A 20,925-nucleotide genomic window follows, 5' to 3' on the forward strand; every position below is an offset into this window, starting at 1 on the left:
GGTAACTTGTTATGCTGATTTGGATCATTGACGAAGAATGGAAAGACTATGATGTAGAAAAAGAAGTGCTTGAAGCAAAGTATCCAGGTGTTGAAATTCGTCATTCCACTTATGATTATGAAAAGGACCTGAAGGAATTTGGCTATCGCGCGGACGGGATTCTTGCCCAAGTGTATGCGTCCATTCCTAAAAGTACTATTGATCGCTTGGAAAACTGCAAAGGCATTGCTGTGTATGGCGGCGGTTATGATCGCATCGATGTCGCTGCCGCACGGACTAAAAATATTTCTGTAACCAATATCAGTGGGTACTGTGCAGAGGATCTTGCGGACTATGTTGTCGCAGCTATGTATTTTGTCAACAAAGGGCTGGCTTTTTACAGCCGTACGGTTGTAGAAGATGTCAAGGCGGGGAAATGGGGGGCCATGGCGGCTCTTTCACCGGTACACCGTCTTGAAAACCAGACGCTGGGTATTGTAGGATTGGGTGTCATTGGAAAGACAGTAGCCAAACGTGCTCAAGCACTGGGTATCCATGTCATTGCTTTCGATGACTTCGTAGACAAAAAAACGATGTCCAATCTTGGCGTTGAAAAAGTTTCTTGGGAAGATATTTTCAAGCGGTCTGATTATATCAGTGTTCATCTAAAAGGCTGTGATGAAAACACGGATAAGATCGATGCGGCAGCACTTTCCTATATGAAAGATACCGCTTGGCTTATCAACACTTCCCGTGGAAAGGTCGTCAGTGAAGATGCTTTGATAGATGCGGTTAAAAGTAAAAAAATTGGCGGGGCCATTCTCGACGTTATAAAAACAGAACCCCCTGCAGGGGATGAGCCCATCCTCCATGTTCCTAATATCTATGTAACTCCGCATGTATCATATATTTCCATTGAATCTTTCAAGGCACTGAAGGACCGAGCTTTGGAAAACTTGGAAAATATGCTTGCTGGCAAGAGACCTCGTGACCTAGTGAATTGATGACACCTGAGCGGTGGGAATTGGAGGCGATAATGAACACTCCCTATAAAGCAAGAAAAATCAAGAAACTGTCCCTTGCAGAAGAGGCTTACAACTATCTGAAGGAGCAGATTATCAGTGGAAAGATTCATCAAGGGGATGTCATTACAGAGCAATCCATTGCCAACGAACTGCGGATTTCAAGAACACCGGTCAAAAATGCAATTAGCAAGCTCGAAAGTGAGAATTTTGTTACGACCCTAAATGGCCGGGGAACACTTGTTAATGTACTGTCTATTGCGGATATGAGAGATATCTATAACGTGAGGACTGTTCTGGAAGTCTTGGCGCTTGAAACAACGATTCATAACTTGAGTGAAAAAATGGTTCAGCAAGCGTGTGAGAGTTTTCAAAATGCATTGGCGCTCTATAAAAAAGACAAGAGCCTGGTATCTCCGGAAATGATGTATGAACTCGATAACCAATTTCATAACATGATTGTCGATTATACATCTAACCATTATATTCGGCGGTTAATGCCCAGCTTGTCAGAACGCATCAATGTCAGGCAATTGCAGGCATACCAGATTACAGATACCTTTGAAACCAGCACGAAGCAGCATCTTGAGATTTTGGAAGCCATCGCAATGAAAAATCTGGCAAGGGCAAAACTTCTTCTGGAAGAACACCTAAAATGGTCATTTGCTGTTATGTTTGATGCATTATTACAAAGATACCAGAAAAATAATATGTGAAGTTTCCATTCTGGGTTGGTCTGGAAACGAACAAGCCGGTCATTGCAACAGCGCTGCAATGACCGGCTTGGTTGTGCGCCCAGCATGGGCGCACTCTTAAAGGTGAAAGTTCCTAGACTGCCCTTGTCGTGGGAAAGTCACAGCCGAACACCAAAGGCAACACCGTGAGGTGGAATCTGAAGGGAGGTGCAGGCAAATCTCTGACCTGACGAACAGAAACCGCATAAGGGCAATTCGGGATAGATAAAGCTACCAAACAGACCGAAGTCCCATAACGACTCGGAATCCCAAAGGGTAGATGCGGCAGGTGAATGGAGAGAAAGAGTGCGTTCTTACCCGGGGAGGCCTCACGGACATGGCCGGAGCCATGAAATTGGCGGCCGTGGCCCAAAAGACGGTATTCCTACCGAAGGAAAAAGCAAGGCCGTCGCTGGGGGAAAGAAGGCTGCTTAGCCATAGCCAAGGTCCTTGCGGGCCTGCAAAATGAAGAGCTGGAAGCAGCACTGTCCAGCAAGTTCAAGCCCGTAGAAGCCCCGAAGAGCGCGGAGCTGCGAAAAGCCTTGAGGAGCGCGCTGAAGAAATCTCCCATGGTTCCACATGTAGGAATTAGAAACAGGGGAATTGGTGCGTATACGGCCAGCAGTACAGCCATGCCATAGGTCACTTAAGCTCCATTTTCCGTATTTATTTAGGCTGCAACACAATCTTATATGGGTCTCCCGAGAAAATGTTGATCCATACATGAAGAAATACTTTTTATTTTTCCTACACCTTATATGCTATACTAGGGATATCATACAGAGCGCATGGACCGTGAATTTTCATGAAAAGACACAGCAAGGAGAATCGTTATGGATGTTCTATATTCTGATATCCTGCCGCTTGGCCTCAAGGATGGACAGCAAACTATTGCGGAAACAATTAAACATCAAATGGAACTGGCTGATGAAGTTCGGATTGCAGTGGGGTATGTTTCCGCTGCATCCTTGGATGAGCTTGATCAGATGGTGGAATCCTGTAGCATCAAGCGGATTTCTTTGGTTATGGGAATGTATTATACAGAAGGCATGAATGAAAGAGCCTATCGAAGGGCAGTCAAACTTCACCAGAAATGGGCTGCTGGAAAAATTGGGTCCGTAAAGGCCGTTCTTCCTTTTAAATATCATGGTAAAGTTTACTGTTTTTATCAAAATGGGCAGCCATTTTCAGCTGTCGTCGGATCAGCCAACTTGGGCGTCATGAAATTGGAAGCGGGCAATCGCAGACAGTATGAGCTTTCTGTTTTGATTGAAGATAGAGCAGCACTGGCTGAAATTGCAAGGCATGTGGAGACGCTTGCCGAATCTCGCTGTTCCCAAAATATTGATGAAATCAAGGATATGCCGATTATTCGGGAACACAATAATTCTTTGAATCAGGTTGAACTTGTGGAACCGTTGGCTCCTAATATGGTGGAATATTACCAAAACCGGGACAGCAAGATTTCTTTTTATCTCAAACTCAAAGTTCCTAAAGCGGCTGAAAGATTTCTTGATGATGGCAAGCATTATACGAAGTCAAACATCAATGTTTGCTATGCGGCACCGAGGAACAAAAGAAAAGCCCGTGATTGGTTTGAAACACAGCTGACCGTTGGTGCAGATATTTACCATCTTGAAGGCTATCCACAGAAAAATCAGCCTTTTTTCATCGTTACTGATGATGGGTATTGGTTCAAGGGTCATACGACAAGTGACAACAACAAGCAGTTTAGTGCTGTTGGTGATGAGCTTATTATGGGACGGTGGCTGAAGGGTAGACTCGCAGCTGCTGGTTTGGTTGCGCCTGTGAACGATACGTCTAAAGATGAACAGAGGCTGGGGATGATTACCGAAGAAATGCTGGCTGAATATGGCTGTGACCGGCTCCTCTTCCAGAAAACGGACAAGCAGGCCGCTGATGAAGATGGGAATATGCTGGATGTCTGGACGCTTGCTTTCACGAGTGATAAACAATAATGTCGAGGTGTTATTATGCCGTATTTAGATGCTTATTTACAAAATATAATTGACCGCGGCAATCTTAAATTAGCTGAGTCTGTGAAAGAGACTGCCGAAAATGTAGGGAACAAGTATTTAAAGACCTTTTCTTTTACGGAACACAAGATCGGACTGCTCCTAGGCAATATCCAATCCGGTAAGACGGGCCAAATGTTTGGCATTATGTGCAAAGCCGCAGATCTTGGATTTCCTGTCTTTGTACTGCTGACGACAGATAACGTCGTACTGCAGCAGCAGACCTTGGACAGAGTAAAAGCCGACCTTGTCGGTTTTTGTGTATGTGGGGAAAATGATGCGGCTCTGTTTGCCGAAAATAATCTGGTCAAACCTACTGTCATCGTCTTAAAGAAGAATGCTCGTGTATTGAAACTGTGGTCCAATATACTGGGCGCGACGGGCTTCATGAAGGGCAATCCGCTTTTTGTAATCGATGATGAAGCCGATGCGGCATCCCTCAATACCATGGTGAATCAGGGAGAACAGTCTTCCATCAACAAGTATCTTGATAAAATCAAGAATGATTCCTCGAGCAGTATCTATCTGCAGGTCACGGGAACGCCTCAGTCCATTTTGCTTCAGACCATGGAATCTGGCTGGCATCCTTACTTTATCTATTACTTCAAGCCTGGAAGTGCCTATTTAGGCGGTGATTTCTTTTTCCCGGGAACGGGGAATCCGGAACACGTTGCCTTCATCGATACACTGGAAAACCCTCTGCGCGAAGTTGTTGTTAGACATTTGGCCGTATCTGCCCAGATGCTCTCTTCCGGCGGAACTGTCTGCAATTGTCTCTTTCATCCAAGCGTGAGAATTTCTGTCCATGAAGATTTTAAAGAAGAGGTAAAGAAGGAACTGGAATGGTGCAGCAGTCATTTGAATAACGGATTTAAGGCCTATTTCGAAAAAGCCTGGAGCACTTTTTCTCCGGCAAAATCTGAGAAAAAGCCCCTTGAGGAACTCTTTGTCTTTGCATCGGAACTCCTGAACGATCCAGAGAAAATCAAGGTCCTCATTATGAACGGCAGATCAGAATGTGAAAGCAGCGACTACTCTGAAGGCTGTAATTTTATTATCGGCGGGAATACGCTTGGACGCGGTGTTACTTTCCCAGCTTTGCAAACGATTTATTACACGCGGACCAGCAAAAAGCCACAGGCCGATACAATGTGGCAGCACAGTCGTATGTTCGGATATGACCGGGATGCGGGGATGATGATGGTTTATATGGATGAGCATTTGTACAAACTGTTTGCCGATATCAATGCGACGAATAACTCGATCATTGCTCAGGTGGAAAAGGGTATTGATGACATCAAAATCTATTATCCTGATGGGCTGATGCCAACAAGGAAGAATGTTCTTGATAATGATCACGTCCTAACTGTTACGGGTGGAACCAATTATTATCCTTTCCATCCGGATAATGATGATATAGACGCTATTTCGGATCTTCTCAAAAATTTTTCGGAGAAGGAACCTTATTATCAGGTCAGCCTGCGAATCATGAAGGCCGTTCTTTCCCATATCATTCCCAGCCCTGATTTTCATATGAAGGCATTCCAGTCTGTTCTTAATACACTCCTTGCAGAGCGTCCGGCAGCGCAGGGAATCCTGCTTGTCAGACGAAATAGAGATGTGGCACAGGGAACTGGTGCCCTGCTTTCCCCGAATGACTGGCAAATCGGGAAATCCTTTACGGATCGGGTTGTTCTTACTATGTATCAAGTAACGGGAACAAAAGGCTGGCACGGAAAGCCTTTATGGGTCCCGAATATCAAGCTCCCTGACGGGGCTATATATTATGATTTAGTTGATGAATCCTAATGAACGCATTGGAGCGATAAGGCCGCGAAAGAAAGCGATTGGAATATGGCGGATAATCATACGAAAAAACAGCGCAGTATGAATATGTCGCATATACGGAGTACAAATTCAAAGCCTGAAGAAACGGTTAGAAAATATTTATTTTCTCAGGGACTCCGATATCGAAAAAATGTCAGGAAGCTGCCTGGCTGTCCTGACATCGTTTTGAAAAAGTATAGAACAGTGATTTTCGTAAATGGCTGTTTTTGGCATCATCACGACTGTGGGAGATTTGTCTGGCCATCGACTAATGAGGAATATTGGCATAAGAAGATCGACCGCAATGTTGAACGGGATAAGGAAGACCAACAGGCTCTTGAGGAGTTGGGCTGGCAGGTTCTTGTCATCTGGGAATGCCAGCTGAAACGAAAAAATGCACTAACGAATTTGCAGAATCTCTATGAGAAAATCGTAAAAAATCCTGAAAATAGAACCAAATGAGTTCTGTTTCCAGGATTTTTTCTTTTATTCATCAATATTGGGCTTTTCAAATTTATATTCAATTCCGGCAAAGGATTTCAGGATAGCTTCGAAAATTATTTTGGCGCCGCGGCAGGGGACTGCCATTCCAATTTGTTTGCGGACATTCTCCTTGCTGCCTTCAAACACATAGGTATCAGGAAAGGTCTGCAGACGGGCGCGTTCCCGGTTGGTGAGGGCTCTGGGTTCCGACCAATGATAAATATGGGTTCCGCCACCACCGCTTCCCGTTACTGTATAAGAAGGCTTGGTGGGGTCGAGCCGTTTATAGATCTGACTGATTCTTGCCCCTTTGATATTGAGCTTCAGTTCCGGCGGAAGGTTTGCTGTGAAGGCGTTTTCTCCCGGTTTGATATATCCCAGTCTCTTTACGACCGTAGCGGATTGTTTTGTAAGCTCATTGTTGGGCGCATCTTTCGGAATAGGCGGGTTTTCAATAGCTGTACGGCACGTGTTATCAACGTTTGCATAAGGCGCAGGAGAGGGAACATGGTACGTTACGTCAAGATCATTCCGAATCCCTACGATAATCACTCTATGTCTTGCTTGCGGAATACCGTAATCTTCAAATTTGTAGAGGTTTGGCGTCAGAGTATAGCCAGCTTCGCGGAGTTCTGCCAAAATTTTTGTGAAGGCCTTTCCTTCATTGGCATTTCTTAGACCGCCTACATTTTCAGCCAAAAACCACTGCGGTTTGAAGAGTTTCAGTGCTTTGACGCCATATGAATATAAAGGACCAAAGATGCCGTCCATGCCCTTTTGCTCGCCTACGACACTGTAGTCGTTGCAGGGAAAGCCAAAAGCTAACGCGTCAATAGGAGCAAGTTGGGTCATATCAAATTTGCGGATATCTGCATGGTAAACGGTTCCCGGTTTATCAGGACAGATATTCCGTCTGTACGTGTCGCACGTGCTTTCATCATAATCGTTGGCCCATTGATGAACAATGCAAAAATCTGGATTTCCAATATCAGCGTGCGTTGCGCCCCAGGCAATACCGCCGGGTCCGCAGAACAATTCTCCCAATCTATAAATCATTTGCCTGTTCCTTTCTTCTTAGCGAGGTGACTGATCAGCCACTGGATATGTTCTCTTTCTTCGTCGTCTAATTCAGATACATCGGAAAATACATGCTGATAGATTTCAATGTCCTTCTTATCCAAAAAACCGGCATCCAAAAAGAGCGAAATTACAGGAAGGTTATACAGCGTTCCGAGCTGTTTTAGGTCGCCTGCCTGACAGGGGTACTGACCATTTTCTATTCTGCAAAGTCGGGAATCGGTAATCCCCGTTTTTACAGACACTTCTTTCAGTGAATATTTTAATTGCTCTCGGCGCTCTTTTAAGCGTTTTCCCAAATTATTCATATTGCACCTCACATGATTATAATAGCAGCAATGCTGCACTGTGTCAATAATATTGACTTATTGCTGCGATTTTGCAGCGATTGTGCGTTTTCGTTTCGTCTTGGAAAATATAGGAGAATGCGAATTCATTAGCAATCTTGAATTACTTTCAATAATTAAAGATTATTCACATACAATTTGTTCATACTTTTTTCCCTTCTAGAAAAGCCCCAATTGCTAGAAGACGAAGCCTTGAGAACTTATCTTAGTTCAACAAGTGATTTGAATGAAGGAAATTTTTGAAAACATTGGAAGACACTATGAACGAGATACCAGATGATAAGGTTTCATGCAATTCTGGAGCGGAAAGTGCATGGCGAATTGCCGAAAAGAACCATGAAGAGTGGCCTTTATGCTGAACTTGATCCTTACTAACAAAGAAACAGCCCGTCATGGCTATATAACCATGACGGGCTATTACAAGCAAGTTTGTAAAAACTAGGAAACTGCTGTGTACCGAACAGTACGTGAGAGAGCGGGATTTCATTTAGGAATCCCCTCTCCTACTCAATTATTGCTTCTCTGCCTTTTTAAAGATTCGTCACATTGTTGTGTGGCTGATGAATATTTAGATATCTTCCTGACAAATGCCTTCGAGAATTATGTGATTACTACTAGTTAAAGCGCCACCACATCCATCAACTCGCTTTGTTCCGGCTGCAAAATATTCATTGTCAATTCTCATAACACTGTTAAGCATCGTACTCATTGCTTGATCGATAGGCACTTTTACAATAGAGTGTCCCATGTTCCGTAACAAATCTAGAGTATCTTCAGAAATGCCACATTCAACTTCCAACCCTTGTGCTTTTGTCAAACAGTTGACATAGGGCATGTTGACCAGTGTTTCAGGGGACATGTGATAATCGATGGCATTAACAATGCCTTGAACAATTCCCGTTATAATTCTGGGACCACCTGCAGCACCAATGGCAAGTATCGGTTTACCATCTTTGAAGGCCAGTGTTGGAGACATGCTTGAAAGCGGTGTTTTGCCACCTTCAATAGCATTTGCCATCCCATATGTAAGACCTTGACTAGTGAGGGCGCCAACAGCTGCCGAAAAGTCTGACATTGCATTATTAAGAACAAATCCAAAACCGTCTACAACAATGCCGCTACCAAACCAATCTCTAACAGTCTGAGTCTGAGAAAATGCGTTACCATACTTATCCATTACGACAAAATGAGAGGTATTTCCAGGATATTCTTTGGGCGTAATACTTTCAGCACTCTTATATTCATTTGCAGAATCTGTTATTAATGCAGCTCTTTGGGCAGCAAATTCTTTACTTGTCAAATAATCGGTATCAATATCTACAAAATCAGGGTCTGCTAGGGCTACACTACGATCAGAAAAGCCTAATTTCATTGCTTCAGCAAGTGTATGCAGAGTTTTGGCGGTATTATGACCTGTTTTACGAATATCCTTGTTTTCAAGGATATTGAGCATTTCAATAACGGCACATCCACCACTAGGAGGTCCAAAGGATACTATATCGTAATTGTGGTAAGAAGTTTTTACAGTAGTCCTTATTTTGGGCTCATATTTTTCTAAATCTTGGAGTGTAAAGCACCCCCCGCGTTCATTGATTACGTCGACCATTTTCTTAGCAATATCTCCAGTATAAAAATAATCGACGCCTGTGGTAGCAATTTTTTTTAATAATGTTCCTAATTCGGGATTTTTCTGTACTTCTCCAAATTTATAAAAGCTCCCATCTCTTTTTAAATATAGTCTACGAAATGGTTCGGAAAGCTTCAGCTTTCGTTCCACTGAGTCGTCATACATCGTAAGGGAACCTGTATAACTCGTACCAAATCCTTCAAGAGCACAAGTTATTGCTGGTTCACATACTTGCTCAAGGGACATTGTTCCATATTTCTTTAGAATTGTATCCAATGTCCTAAGTAATCCAGGTAATACAACTGATTGTCCACCAAGATCTTTCCAGTCATCCTGCACTTCGCCATCTTTTATGAAAAGATCTGAAGTCGCTTTTTGGGGGGCAATCCCTCTACCATCGAGCGCAATTACTTCATTATTCTTTGCAGAATAAAGAAGTGAAAAACATCCACCTCCGATTCCGGAGTGATGCGGTTCTACAACAGAAAGGGTTAGGGAAACTGCAACTGCGGCATCAAAAGCATTCCCACCTTTAGCTAGAATAGATAGCCCAGCACGTGTTGCATAAATGTTATTGTTGCTAATGGCTCCACAATCTCCATGTGCTACTGGTTTTCTCCAACATGAAGGCCACATATAGATTGCTTTTTTTCTTTATTCATACTCTCACCTTCTTATAAGTCATTAGAGAAACGATAATGCCGACTGAATAGGTTACTAATACCACCGGATAAACTGCTTCTAACTTATCTGTTAATCCAAGAAGCATCCAACTGATTCCTACTATCATTCCACAAAGCATACTCCAAAAGGCACCTTGCTTGGTGGCTTTTTTCCACATTAACCCAGCGAGAATGGAGAAACTTACCGGTGCAGCGGCAACATGCTGCAATGTTAAAAAGAGATTTGTAAGTGAATTGCTGGGAATCAAGTTTGCCGGAATAAGTGTTAGGAAAGCAAATACAAAGGTGATGAGCTTTGAAATCTTTAAAACTTGTTTATCTGTTGCATTGGGATTGATTTCTGTTTTGTAGACATTTGTGATGATTGTACCTGTAGCAAGCATCATAGTAGCCATTGTTGCAGCAATAATCATCGTTGCAAAGGCAAACACAATGCCTGCGAATAAAGGTGAAGAGAAGGTTTTAATCGCATATGCAAATGCAGTAGTTCCGTTTCCAAGATTTGCACCGGAGGCCTTTGACATCATTCCACACAATGCAGTCAAGATGCAAATTGGTGCGGCAATAACGTAACCTAAAATTGAACCTTTTGTAGCAGCTTCAGGATCTTTTGCTGATAATAGGGGTTGGAGTACAGATTGCATGACAGCCGTGCTTATGCATCCACCCAAAATCCAAGCAATAATACGATGGAGTGGCATATTAAACACATCATTGTACTCTGCGGGGAGTTTGTCAATTAATCCATTGTATCCGCCAACTTTTGGTAGGTTAATGGCAACGAATGCAATTAATAAAATATAGATCCCGATGCAAACGACTCGACCAACGGCAGAGGCACCCCTCATACCAGAGAAACTGGTATAGATAACGGCAATCGTTACGCCGATAAACATTGCAATACTCAAGTTCAATCCAGGTAAAACTATTTGAATGATACTGGAAACGGTTTTTAGCTGAATCGGAATGTACAAAAAACCATAAACAATCTAGGCATAAGAGTATAATCTGGTTGTTCTAATATCAAATTTTGCCTGTAAGTACTCAGGAACCGATTGCCCTGGCATGTTTTTTCGAATCGTTTTTGCAAATAATGCTAAAAATATAAAGTAAAATGATCCTGCGATAGAATACCATGAGCCGGCAATTCCAAGATTGTAGCCATTTTGAGCCGCTCCTACAATGGCCATACCACCAACTTGCCAGGCAGCAAATACACAGCCTAGTGATAGAGCACTGAGTGTCTTATCACCACCGGACCATTGGTTCGAAGAGGTGATCTTTGTTCCGGCATAAACCCCTATCCCAATAATGAGACAGAAAGTTATGATCCAAACGGCAACTAACATTTGTATCACTCCTTTTTATGTTGTTACGACCTCGTTCCTATCTCGGTATAGAAACTTAGGCGTAAAAATCAGATATAATATATTTAGTTTTAATAAAGTTGTCATAAAAACAAAAAAGAAATATATTACAATCCGTCTATTTCCTAAAGAATAATTTATATTTTTCGGAGTGTCAAACAAAAAATAAATTTATTTACAAACAAGATTATTACAAAAGTAATATATTACTTTTGTAATAAAATACGAGAAAAAATATTTATTCTTTCCGTGATATATGAGGGGAAAATTCGGGTGGGGTGGTATTCCATATTTTATTGTTTGTTGCGAAAAGAAAATGGTAAAAAAAGAGCTGCAAAAAAATGAGATCTTCATTTCTTTGCAGCTCTTTTCCTAAAGCAGCATTTATATATTATGCCAGTATTGTGATAACGTTCTTTTGAAAGATTTATTCAAATGTTTAATCATCATATTCTTTGCTTTATTGCTATTATGAGATTCTATGGCATTAAAAATATCATTATGTTCATTAAAAACTTTATGGCTATCAATTGAGTTGCTGTACACAGATTTAACTTCAAAACGAAGGTAATGGTCAAGAATATTACTGCAAAAAGTTGAAATAAAAGGATTATGGGTACTTTGAGCTACTGCTTTATGAAATCCATGATCAAGTCGATAAAGATATTGTGGATCTTGAGAAGGCAAGGCTTCTTCAAGTTTTATTATCCAATTTTTCATGGAAACAATATCTTCAGAAGAGGCCTCTTTAGCTGCAATTGAGGCAGTGAGTCCCTCAATCCAAATTCGAGCATTGAGAATGTTTTCTGCTTCTTCTTTTGATACTGGTTTAATGAGTACGCCCCGACCCCGACAGTATGAAACGTACCCCTCATTTTGTAATTCTAATAAGGCTTCTCTTAATGGTGTTAATCCAATTCCCAAATCTTGCCGAATATTTTCTTGTGAATAAATAGCTCCAGTTCGAAAATGGTTAAATAGGATGGCTTCTTTTAGCTTTTTGTAGGCTTGCTCTTTAAGGGACAAGGTGCTCTTGTGTTTTGAATTGTAACTATTGGAAATCATATAACCACATCCTTTTGAAGTAAACCGCAGAAAAAATAAACTGATGAAGAAGAAATTAACTGGATTGAGAAAGAAATGTTTTTTTTGAAATGCTTTGAGAGGCAAAGTAACTTTCAATAGCCTGTTTTGAGGAAAGAAGAGTCTGCTTTATAGTTTCAGACTTATCATTTGATAATCTAAACATGGGCACGCTAACACTTATAGACGCAATTAATTCAGCCCCTGAAAAGAGAGGAACGGCAAAGCATTCTAAGTGAGCCATGCTCTCTTCTTTTTCGTGTGCAATACTTGAAGTTTTAATAGTGTCTAATTCTTGAGCTAGAACGTGAAAATCAGTGATGGTATAGGGTGTAAGAGGATGTAGCCCCATAGGATACAATTGCCGGAGATCAGATTCATTAAGTGGTGAAATCAATGCTTTACCTAATGCCGTAGCATAAGCAGGCAATTTCTTCCCTACGTACGATAAAAGCCGGATAGGTTCTTTGGAATCAACTTTTGAAATATATAAGACATTTCCTTGATCCAAGATTCCTAATTGGCATATTTCATCAATTCTATTGACGATAGCAGACATTTGTTCATGAACATATTGAAATGCGGATTTTTGTGAAGCAAATGTTTCGCCTACGAGATATGCATGTAGTGAAATTGAATATGTGCCTGCGTCAGAGTTATATGAGAGAAAATTTCTTTTATTAAGAGTGTGAATAATAGGGGATAATGTTCCCTTTGGAATTGATAATAGAGATGCGATTTTAGATAAAGGCAAACCATCATGATTTTGTGAAAGCAACTCAAGTATATCAAGAACACGCTCAGTTGGCTTATGAGGAAGAAAGTCTTTCATAATTGCAAAGCTCCTTTTACAAACAAAAAGACCATAATTCATGGATATTTCTATGCTTTTATTTTCATATAGAAAGGTTAATCTGTCAAATGATAAAGTGAATCAACAATTTTTAATTTGATGTTAAAAATATGAAAATTCTTGTAAAAAATAAAATGACATGCTATTATGCGCGTAAGAAAGTTCGTAATAACGAATTATATTCGTATTTACGAACAAAAAGGAGAGGGTCAAAATGGAAAGAAGTTCAAAAATCTTGAGTGGAATCAACAACCAGTACTATCGTGCAACAATGAAATCTATGGGTTTTTCAACAAATGATTTGAAGAAACCCATTATTGGCATTGCCAATGCTTGGAGTGAGTGTGTACCAGGACATTACAATCTCCGGCAGGTTGCTCAAAGAGTAAAGGATGGTATTTATCAGGCTGGTGGTACTCCTGTCGAATTTGGAGTGATTGGTGGCTGTGATGGCATGGGACAGGGCCATGATGGAATGCATTATATTCTTCCTTCTAGAGAATTGATTGCTAACTCGATTGAATCAATGGCACAGATTAATTTGTTTGATGGGTTAGTATTACTTGGATCTTGTGACAAAATTGTTCCAGGGATGCTTATGGCTGCTGCACGCTTGGACATTCCTTGTATTTTCCTTCCTGGTGGACCGATGGAAGGCGGGGTTCAGTTTGATGGACGGCAGTCTGATCAGACTTCCAGTGCTGAGGCCCTTGGGATGCTTTCAGCAGGTAAAATTACTGAAGATGAGTATAAGGTCCTTGAAGATTTATCTTGTCCTTCTTGCGGATCTTGTTCTTATCTGGGAACAGCTAATACGATGTGCTCTCTTTCAGAAGCCCTTGGCATGTGCCTTCCTGATGGAGGAATCATTCCTGCTACATCTGCCATGCGGTTTAGTGTCGCTGAAGCAACGGGCATCAAGATTATGGAACTTGTCGAACGTCAGATTACTGCTCGTAAAATTATTACTAATGATAGTATGCGTAATGCTATCAAGGTTTGTCTTGCTATGAGTGGATCTACGAACGCAGTCATGCACCTTACTGCAATCGCACATGAAGCTGAGCTATCAATCAATGTCCTTCAAGAGTTTGATTCTTTGAGTGATACAACGCCACAGGTTGCTAAGATCAATCCTGCTTCAAAATACAATATGACGGATTTTTATCATGATGGTGGCGTTTACCGCATGATGAAAGAAATGAAAAGTATACTTGCTACCAATGTCATGACAGTAACCGGTATGACATTAGGGGAAACTATCGATAATCATAAATTTATGTTCCCTCATAGTCATAATGTTATTCATACGCTGAAGGATCCATTTGGATATACAGGGGGTGTTGCTGTTCTTAAAGGCAACCTTGCTCCAGACACGGGGATTACTAAACCAGGGGCTTTTGACCCCAGCTTACACCATTTTGTTGGGGAAGCGATTTGCTTTGATAGTGAAGAGCTTGCTGAAGAGGCAATTCTTGCGGGCAAGGTACATGAAGGTCATGTTGTCGTTATCCGTTATGAAGGTCCTAAGGGCGGCCCTGGTATGCGCGAAATGTTTAAGGCTATGAAATACTTGTATGGAAGAGGTTTGGCATTAACTACTGCACTGATTACGGATGGTCGTTTTTCCGGAACCAATAATGGATGTTTTGTAGGGCATATTTCTCCTGAGGCAGCTGAGGGAGGACCGATTGCTATCGTTCATGATGGAGATAAAATCGAAATTGATGTAGATAATAAGAAGCTGAACTTGCTTGTTAGTGATGAGGAAATCAAAAATCGACTTGAGAAATGGGTTAGACCTGAGCCTAAGTTCAAGAAAGGTTGGTTAGGCTTGTATTGTAAAATTGCTGCATCTGGTTCCGAAGGTGCAATTCTTAAGTTTGATAAGCTAAAATGAGGTGAATTTGACATGATTACAGCATATGGAGCAATTGTTGGTCTTTGCATTGCTATAATTTTAATTCTTCGTAAGATTAATCCAACTTATGCCATGATTATAGGTGCTGTAGTTGGTGGGCTTGTTGGAGGAGCCGGGCTTACAAATACAGTTAAATTTATGATTGTTGGTACCCAAGGGATCGTATCCGCTATTATTAGAATTATTACGGCTGGTATACTAGCGGGTACTTTGATCGAGAGCGGCGCTGCCAAAAGGATTGCTGACTCTATTATTGCGTCAGTAGGAACTAAAAGAAGTCTTATTGCAATGATGCTTGCAACCTGGATTTTAACTGCTGTTGGCGTATTTGGTGATGTTGCTATTATAACAGTTGCACCAGTCGCAATTTTGATGGCTAAGCAATCTGGGTATCGAAAACTTGGGGTTTTAATGGCTATGATTGGTGGTGTAAAAGCAGGGAATGTAATGAGCCCTAATCCGAATGCTATTGCTGCCTCTGAAGGATTTAATGTTCCTCTTACTTCCGTCATGGCAATTGGAATAATCCCAGCCATTACAGCTTTGATTGCTACCGGATTTATTGCATACTATTTGCGTAATAAAGGTACCGATTTTGAAAATGTAGAAATGAGCGCTGGAGTAGATGAGGAATTACCTACATTGGCAGCTTCTATTTCAGGACCTTTGGTTACAATTGCACTTTTATTGCTTAGACCTCTCCTTGGTGTTACGGTCGACCCTTTAATTGCTCTTCCTTTGGGCGGAATTGCTGGGATGCTAGCAATGAGAAAGGCGAAGTACATTGGACACTATTTTGATGTCGGAATTGCAAAAATGAGTGGCGTTGCCATGTTACTAATCGGAACAGGAACCCTAGCTGGCATTATTTCAAATTCTGCTCTAAAAGATGTAATTACTGCAGCTATTGAATCCGTTGGATTACCCGGTTTCATGCTTGCCCCAATCGCAGGAACTTTGATGGGGGCAGCAACTGCATCTTCAACTGCAGGAACAACTCTCGGAAGTCAAATTTTTGGACCTACCGTAGTTGCGGGCGGTACAAGCGCATTGGCAGCTGCCGCAATGACTCACTGTGGTAGTTTTGTTTTTGATGGTCTTCCTCATGGCTCTTTTTTCCATGTTAGTGCAGGTACAATTGGCATGAAAATTAGTGAACGTCTGAAGTTGATTTTCTGGGAGTCGTTAAATGGGGTTGCTATGGTTCTTGTAAGTGTGTTTTTTGTTGGTATTTTAAAGATTGCGGGATAAAGGAGGACCTACATTGCATAAGGCACAAATTATTACGCCGGTTATTACTGTTTTTGATTCACAAGGAAATCTTGATATTCAGGGCAATATTAATGTATACCAGTTTCTCATTGAGGGTGGTGTAGATGGAATTCTTATTATGGGAAGTACTGGAGAATTCTTTTCTATGCATGATTCTGACAAGTGCCATTTGATTGATGCCGCTGTTAGTTTTGTAAAAGGTCGTACTAGATTGCTTATTGGCACTAGCTGCATGAGAGCTGATGATACAATATCTTTATCTAACTACGCTTTAGATAAAGGCGCGGATGGTGTAGTTATCATTGGACCGTATTATTTTGCGCTAACGAAAGAAAGTATTGAGTCCTATTATGACAACGTCGTAGGTAAGATTCATGGTCCCGTATTCTTATATAATTTCCCTGAACGCAACGGATATGATTTAAGCCCTGATATTGTGCTTAATCTATTGAAAAAACATAAAAATATTATTGGATATAAAGATACTGTTACTGAAATGGGGCACACAAGATCTTTAATTCAAGCGGTAAAAAGTGATTATCCGAATTTTGAAGTCTATTCAGGCTTTGATGAATTTCTTGCTCATAATGTTATGAGTGGTGGTTGTGGCTCAATTGGTGGTCTTTCAAATTTTATGCCTGAGGTTTTAAGTGGTTATGTAAAGGCCATTAATGAAAAAAACTTTGAATTAGTTGCAAGCTATCAAGAAAAGATTGATAAAGCTATGGAACTGTATTCAATAGGGACTCCATTTATTCCTATTGTTAAAAGAGCCATGGTTTTGCGGGGAATTAAAATTAGTGATATTTCCACAGTCCCATTTTTACAAGCAACAAAAACGCAAGAAGAGAAAATAATTAAACTTATGAAATCGTTGGATTTGGAACCTATTAAAAATTAATTAAAAGGAGTTCCTTAAATGTTGATAGCATTCAAGGAACTCCTTTTAATTATATATTGGAGATGAAATCAAATTATAAACTATAATGAAAAATTGTATATGACAGTTGGCTTGAAATAGATTTTAAATCTTTCAGTAGTTCAGTATGTACAACTTTATCTTCGATTCTAGGCGTGGCTCCTGCCACACTAATGGCAAAACCTGGACTATCTTTGGATTGAAAGACGGGAACAGCAACACAGGATAAGCCAATTTCAATCTCTTCATTATCCATTGCATACCCTTGCTTTCTAATGACTGTCAACTCTTTCATGAGAGATTCTCGTGTCGTTATTGTGTTATAGGTTTTTCCAACAAGTGGAAATTTGAAAAGCTGATCGATCTCATTCTCGGATTTATAGGCTAGGAGACACTTGCCAATCCCAGTGCAATGCATATAATTTTTTATACCTATTTTAGTTGTGATTAATATAGATGAGGACGAAGACCCGACCTTATCAAGATAAATAACAGACCCAGAGCCAGAATCAATCGCACAATGACATGTTTCGTGATACTTTTGGGCTAATTCTTCTAAAAAGGGATGAGTCAAACTAATTAAGACGTTATTCATTTTAATGGCAGAAGCTAAGGTGAGAATCTTTGGTCCTAGAAAATATTTTTGGGTATCTTTGTTTTGCACTAGGTACCCGAGAGCTGTCAACGTATTGACCAAACCAAAAGTGGTGCTTTTATTTAGATTTGATTTAAGCGAAATTTCCTTTAGACTCAACTCAGGAATATTGTCATCAAATAACTCAAGAATTGTTGCAGCTCGTTCAATTGATTGAATGATCTTAGTCGTCGGCATGAGTTCAATCCCCAATCTGTATAAATAAAAATACCCGTGAAATCGATAGGTTAATTAATTTGAGTGCTTTGCACATTCTAATAAGGAAAATATAACATAATTTCATACTTTTTTCTAGGAATTTGGGAGGCCCCAATATTAAAAATTATCTGAATTATATGTTGACATAAAGAAGAAAAAAGAGTATATTTTGAAATGCAGAACAGCATTCTATATTATAAAACTAAAAACGGGAATGTAGAACGCACGTGTAACGAAAGGGGATGTATTGATTATGGCAATTAAGTACAGAAGTAATGAAATTATGCATGGTGAGGATGCACCGTTTTATCGGTCCTTATTTAAAGCAATGGGTTATGCTGATGAAGAATTGGATCATAAACCGTTGATTGGTATTGCTAATTCTTGGAGCACAGCTTGCCCAGGTTCTTTTAACCTTGACAAAGTAAATGAATTTGTGAAAAAAGGAATTTATAGTGCCGGCGGTACCGCTGTTGAATTTGGAACTATTGGATGTTGCGATGGTGTCGCACAAGGTCATATTGGAATGAATTTCATTCTTCCTTCTCGTGAAATTATTGCTAATTCTGTAGAGATTATGGTTCAGGCCCACCGCCTTGATGGTATAGTTCTCCTGTGTTCCTGTGATAAAATCGTTCCTGGTATGTTGATGGCAGCTGCTCGCCTAGATATTCCTGCTATTGTTTGTGTTGGTGGCCCAATGCTTGGTGGCATTGTATTTGATGGCAGAAAGTCGGATCTGACTTCTATTGATGAAGCTAAGGGCATGGTTGCAACGGGTGCAATCAGCAATGATGAATATAAGAGCCTCGAAAACACTGCTTGCCCAGGTTGTGGATCCTGTTCTTTCCTTGGTACAGCAAACTCCATGTGCTGCTTGTCTGAAGCATTGGGTATGAGCCTACCCGGCAGCGCGTTAATTCCTGCTCCATATGGTGAAAGACTTGCCTCATCCTTTAAAGCCGGCCGTCAGATTGTCGATCTTGTTAATAAAGGGATTAACGCACGGCAAGTTATTACAAAAGAGTCCATGAGGAATGCAATCAAGGTTATGATGGCCATTTGTGGATCCACAAATGCAGTCCTTCATTTAGCCGCAATTGCTAATGAAGCTGATCTCGATATGAATGTTGTAGAAGAGTTTAGAGAACTGAACAAAGTTACACCTCAGATTGCGAAAGTAAATCCTGCTGCTAAATGGGATATGGAAGACTTCTATAAGGCTGGTGGCATTCCTAGAGTCATGACCAGATTAGGCAATTTGTTGGATCCCTCTTGCCTTACCTGCACTGGAAAAACTGTAAAGGCCAATTTGGAAGGATTCCATTATCAGTACCCTGATAATCCTGAAATTATTAAAACTGTTGAAGCTCCGTTCTCTAAAACTGGTGGCATTGCCGTCTTGCAAGGAAACCTGGCGCCTCATACGGCTATCTCAAAACCTGGTGCAATTGATCCCAAGCTTCATCGTTTTACTGGTAAAGCAAAATGCTTCAACTCCGAAGAAGAGGCAGAGGAGGCCATTCTTGGAGGGAAAATCAAGGAAGGCGATGTTGTGGTAATTCGTTATGAGGGCCCTAAGGGTGGTCCTGGTATGCGTGAAATGTTTAAAGCGATGAAGTATATGTATGGAGTTGGCCTTGCTAAGAAGGCAGCTCTCATTACAGATGGTCGTTTCTCAGGCACGAATAATGGCTGCTTCGTAGGACATATCTCACCAGAAGCTGCTGAAGGCGGTCCTATTGCCATTGTTGAAGATGGTGATGAAATTTCCATTGACGTTATTGAAGGCAAACTTACATTGCATGTTTCTGATGAAGAAATTAAGAAACGTTTTGCTTCTTGGAAGCGTCCGCATAAAGACATTCCTAAAGGATACCTTAGACTTTATTCCAAAGTCGCATCTTCTGCAGATAAAGGCGCAATCATAGCTGATGAAGAGGTGTAAACGATGGCAAAGTTCTACACTGCTGTTGTGACAATCTTTAATAAGGATGGATCACTGGATTATAACGGCAACAAGTCCGTTTATGAAAATTTAATTCGCAATCATAGCGATGGTATTGTTTTAATGGGGAGTACGGGTGAGTTTTTTAACCTCACCCTTACCCAAGCAAAGGATCTGGCTGCATTTGCCTTGAAAACGGTTAATCATCAGATGGATGTAATCGTAGGTGCGTCTCGTATGATTCCTTCTGAATCCGTGGAGGTGGGGAACTTTGCACTTTCGCAAGGGGCAGATGCCGTAATTGTTATTAGTCCGTATTATTTTAAACTCTCCGATGCTAATATTGAAAATTATTATGATCAAATTGTACCAAATATTCATGGCCCTGTTTACTTATATAACTATCCTGGATGCACAGGATATGATTTAAAACCGGAGATTGCACTGCGTCTCAGAAGAAAATATGCGAACCTTAAAGGATATAAGGATACAATTGATAATTTTGCTCACACGAGAGATTTGTGCCTTACTATGCATCGTGAATTTCCGGATTTTGAGGTCTATAGCGGCTTTGATGACTGCTTTGTCCCTAATTACCTAGCTGGAGGAAGCGGTTGTATTGGGGGTCTTACCAATATGTATCCTGAACTTTTTGTAGCACTTACAAAGGCCTTGAATGAAGGGCGTTGGCATGATGTTGAAATTATGCAGCATAAGGTAAACCGAATGATGGAGTTATTTGAAATTTGTTCTCCATTTCTGACTGCTGTAAAACGTGCCATGAAAATTAGGGGACTCATTGAAAACGAGTATGGAAGCAGTCCTTTTGTCGTAGCGACTGATGCTGAAGATAAAAAGATCCGAAAATTATTAAAGGATCTCGATTTGCTGTAA

General features: G+C 40.8%; 18 protein-coding genes. 10 read left to right on the top strand and 8 right to left on the bottom strand.

Annotated features, from left to right (window positions below; genetic code table 11):
* The first annotated feature begins 11 nt into the window (after positions 1 to 11).
* The 5 genes from HMPREF1246_RS09080 to HMPREF1246_RS09100 all read left to right on the top strand — a co-directional run bounded on the left by HMPREF1246_RS09080 (position 12) and on the right by HMPREF1246_RS09100 (position 6,060).
* Entirely contained in the window at positions 12 to 983 is a 972-nt protein-coding gene (locus HMPREF1246_RS09080) for a C-terminal binding protein (RefSeq protein WP_021737314.1), read from the top strand.
* A 32-nt stretch (positions 984 to 1,015) separates the two neighbouring features.
* Complete coding sequence (locus tag HMPREF1246_RS09085) at positions 1,016 to 1,717, top strand: GntR family transcriptional regulator (protein ID WP_021737317.1); 702 nt, start codon at positions 1,016 to 1,018, stop codon at positions 1,715 to 1,717.
* An 851-nt stretch (positions 1,718 to 2,568) separates the two neighbouring features.
* Positions 2,569 to 3,714 (top strand): restriction endonuclease PLD domain-containing protein, encoded by a 1,146-nt coding sequence (locus HMPREF1246_RS09090; protein WP_021737307.1) that lies wholly within the window; start codon positions 2,569 to 2,571, stop codon positions 3,712 to 3,714.
* A 15-nt stretch (positions 3,715 to 3,729) separates the two neighbouring features.
* Positions 3,730 to 5,580, top strand: a complete 1,851-nt coding sequence (locus HMPREF1246_RS09095) for a Z1 domain-containing protein (RefSeq protein WP_021737323.1) — start codon at positions 3,730 to 3,732, stop codon at positions 5,578 to 5,580.
* A 45-nt stretch (positions 5,581 to 5,625) separates the two neighbouring features.
* The gene (locus HMPREF1246_RS09100; protein WP_021737319.1) at positions 5,626 to 6,060 is read left to right on the top strand and encodes a very short patch repair endonuclease; all 435 of its coding nucleotides are present in this window, start codon (positions 5,626 to 5,628) and stop codon (positions 6,058 to 6,060) included.
* Positions 6,061 to 6,084: 24 nt separating this feature from the next.
* Here HMPREF1246_RS09100 and HMPREF1246_RS09105 read toward each other — a convergent pair whose 3' ends face one another.
* From HMPREF1246_RS09105 to HMPREF1246_RS09130, 7 genes are all read right to left on the bottom strand, one after another.
* Positions 6,085 to 7,137, bottom strand: a complete 1,053-nt coding sequence (locus tag HMPREF1246_RS09105) for a DNA cytosine methyltransferase (RefSeq protein WP_021737316.1) — start codon at positions 7,135 to 7,137, stop codon at positions 6,085 to 6,087.
* A complete protein-coding gene (locus HMPREF1246_RS09110; protein ID WP_021737321.1) occupies positions 7,134 to 7,466 on the bottom strand; it encodes a helix-turn-helix domain-containing protein in 333 nt (110 codons plus the stop codon). Before HMPREF1246_RS09110 ends, HMPREF1246_RS09105 begins: the two co-directional genes overlap by 4 nt.
* A 607-nt stretch (positions 7,467 to 8,073) precedes the next feature.
* On the bottom strand, positions 8,074 to 9,768 hold the full coding sequence (gene ggt / locus HMPREF1246_RS09115) for a gamma-glutamyltransferase (protein ID WP_021737325.1): 1,695 nt from the start codon (positions 9,766 to 9,768) through the stop codon (positions 8,074 to 8,076).
* A 22-nt stretch (positions 9,769 to 9,790) separates the two neighbouring features.
* Complete coding sequence (locus HMPREF1246_RS09120; protein ID WP_304412277.1) at positions 9,791 to 10,804, bottom strand: sodium:solute symporter family protein; 1,014 nt, start codon at positions 10,802 to 10,804, stop codon at positions 9,791 to 9,793.
* Positions 10,805 to 11,164 carry a hypothetical protein gene (locus HMPREF1246_RS10620; protein ID WP_196800436.1) on the bottom strand — a complete coding sequence of 120 codons (360 nt, stop codon included), beginning with the start codon at positions 11,162 to 11,164 and terminating at the stop codon, positions 10,805 to 10,807.
* 402 nt (positions 11,165 to 11,566) lie between these two features.
* The gene (locus HMPREF1246_RS09125) at positions 11,567 to 12,247 is read right to left on the bottom strand and encodes a GntR family transcriptional regulator (RefSeq protein ID WP_021737297.1); all 681 of its coding nucleotides are present in this window, start codon (positions 12,245 to 12,247) and stop codon (positions 11,567 to 11,569) included.
* A 55-nt stretch (positions 12,248 to 12,302) separates the two neighbouring features.
* Complete coding sequence (locus HMPREF1246_RS09130) at positions 12,303 to 13,097, bottom strand: IclR family transcriptional regulator (protein ID WP_021737283.1); 795 nt, start codon at positions 13,095 to 13,097, stop codon at positions 12,303 to 12,305.
* A 235-nt stretch (positions 13,098 to 13,332) separates the two neighbouring features.
* Between HMPREF1246_RS09130 and ilvD (HMPREF1246_RS09135) the strand changes: the two genes are divergently transcribed.
* From ilvD (HMPREF1246_RS09135) to HMPREF1246_RS09145, 3 genes are read left to right on the top strand one after another with little or no spacing between them, the layout of a single operon-like run.
* Positions 13,333 to 15,018, top strand: a complete 1,686-nt coding sequence (gene ilvD / locus HMPREF1246_RS09135) for a dihydroxy-acid dehydratase (protein WP_021737286.1) — start codon at positions 13,333 to 13,335, stop codon at positions 15,016 to 15,018.
* Positions 15,019 to 15,030: 12 nt separating this feature from the next.
* Positions 15,031 to 16,290 (top strand): GntP family permease, encoded by a 1,260-nt coding sequence (locus tag HMPREF1246_RS09140; protein WP_021737290.1) that lies wholly within the window; start codon positions 15,031 to 15,033, stop codon positions 16,288 to 16,290.
* A 13-nt stretch (positions 16,291 to 16,303) separates the two neighbouring features.
* A complete protein-coding gene (locus HMPREF1246_RS09145) occupies positions 16,304 to 17,212 on the top strand; it encodes a dihydrodipicolinate synthase family protein (protein WP_021737340.1) in 909 nt (302 codons plus the stop codon).
* Between the two features lie 73 nt (positions 17,213 to 17,285).
* On the opposite strand, the gene HMPREF1246_RS09150 is transcribed toward HMPREF1246_RS09145, so the two are convergent.
* Complete coding sequence (locus HMPREF1246_RS09150) at positions 17,286 to 18,062, bottom strand: IclR family transcriptional regulator (protein WP_021737342.1); 777 nt, start codon at positions 18,060 to 18,062, stop codon at positions 17,286 to 17,288.
* 274 nt (positions 18,063 to 18,336) lie between these two features.
* Here HMPREF1246_RS09150 and ilvD (HMPREF1246_RS09155) point away from each other — a divergent pair, with 274 nt between their 5' ends.
* Positions 18,337 to 20,031 carry a dihydroxy-acid dehydratase gene (gene ilvD / locus HMPREF1246_RS09155; RefSeq protein WP_035224698.1) on the top strand — a complete coding sequence of 565 codons (1,695 nt, stop codon included), beginning with the start codon at positions 18,337 to 18,339 and terminating at the stop codon, positions 20,029 to 20,031.
* Positions 20,032 to 20,034: 3 nt separating this feature from the next.
* On the top strand, positions 20,035 to 20,925 hold the full coding sequence (locus tag HMPREF1246_RS09160; protein WP_021737277.1) for a dihydrodipicolinate synthase family protein: 891 nt from the start codon (positions 20,035 to 20,037) through the stop codon (positions 20,923 to 20,925).

This window comes from Acidaminococcus sp. BV3L6 (assembly GCF_000468835.1).
GTDB lineage: Bacteria > Bacillota > Negativicutes > Acidaminococcales > Acidaminococcaceae > Acidaminococcus > Acidaminococcus intestini.

What these genes read in the sequence shown, in the direction of transcription:
- ggt (WP_021737325.1), bottom strand. Translation starts at nt 9,768, where the DNA reads ATGTGGCCTTCATGTTGGAGAAAACCAGTAGCACATGGAGATTGTGGA.
- HMPREF1246_RS10620 (WP_196800436.1), bottom strand. Translation starts at nt 11,164, where the DNA reads ATGTTAGTTGCCGTTTGGATCATAACTTTCTGTCTCATTATTGGGATA.
- HMPREF1246_RS09160 (WP_021737277.1), top strand. Translation starts at nt 20,035, where the DNA reads ATGGCAAAGTTCTACACTGCTGTTGTGACAATCTTTAATAAGGATGGA.
- HMPREF1246_RS09090 (WP_021737307.1), top strand. Translation starts at nt 2,569, where the DNA reads ATGGATGTTCTATATTCTGATATCCTGCCGCTTGGCCTCAAGGATGGA.
- HMPREF1246_RS09130 (WP_021737283.1), bottom strand. Translation starts at nt 13,097, where the DNA reads ATGAAAGACTTTCTTCCTCATAAGCCAACTGAGCGTGTTCTTGATATA.
- HMPREF1246_RS09105 (WP_021737316.1), bottom strand. Translation starts at nt 7,137, where the DNA reads ATGATTTATAGATTGGGAGAATTGTTCTGCGGACCCGGCGGTATTGCC.
- HMPREF1246_RS09150 (WP_021737342.1), bottom strand. Translation starts at nt 18,062, where the DNA reads ATGCCGACGACTAAGATCATTCAATCAATTGAACGAGCTGCAACAATT.
- ilvD (WP_021737286.1), top strand. Translation starts at nt 13,333, where the DNA reads ATGGAAAGAAGTTCAAAAATCTTGAGTGGAATCAACAACCAGTACTAT.
- HMPREF1246_RS09080 (WP_021737314.1), top strand. Translation starts at nt 12, where the DNA reads ATGCTGATTTGGATCATTGACGAAGAATGGAAAGACTATGATGTAGAA.
- HMPREF1246_RS09095 (WP_021737323.1), top strand. Translation starts at nt 3,730, where the DNA reads ATGCCGTATTTAGATGCTTATTTACAAAATATAATTGACCGCGGCAAT.
- HMPREF1246_RS09110 (WP_021737321.1), bottom strand. Translation starts at nt 7,466, where the DNA reads ATGAATAATTTGGGAAAACGCTTAAAAGAGCGCCGAGAGCAATTAAAA.
- HMPREF1246_RS09085 (WP_021737317.1), top strand. Translation starts at nt 1,016, where the DNA reads ATGAACACTCCCTATAAAGCAAGAAAAATCAAGAAACTGTCCCTTGCA.
- HMPREF1246_RS09100 (WP_021737319.1), top strand. Translation starts at nt 5,626, where the DNA reads ATGGCGGATAATCATACGAAAAAACAGCGCAGTATGAATATGTCGCAT.
- HMPREF1246_RS09125 (WP_021737297.1), bottom strand. Translation starts at nt 12,247, where the DNA reads ATGATTTCCAATAGTTACAATTCAAAACACAAGAGCACCTTGTCCCTT.
- HMPREF1246_RS09140 (WP_021737290.1), top strand. Translation starts at nt 15,031, where the DNA reads ATGATTACAGCATATGGAGCAATTGTTGGTCTTTGCATTGCTATAATT.
- ilvD (WP_035224698.1), top strand. Translation starts at nt 18,337, where the DNA reads ATGGCAATTAAGTACAGAAGTAATGAAATTATGCATGGTGAGGATGCA.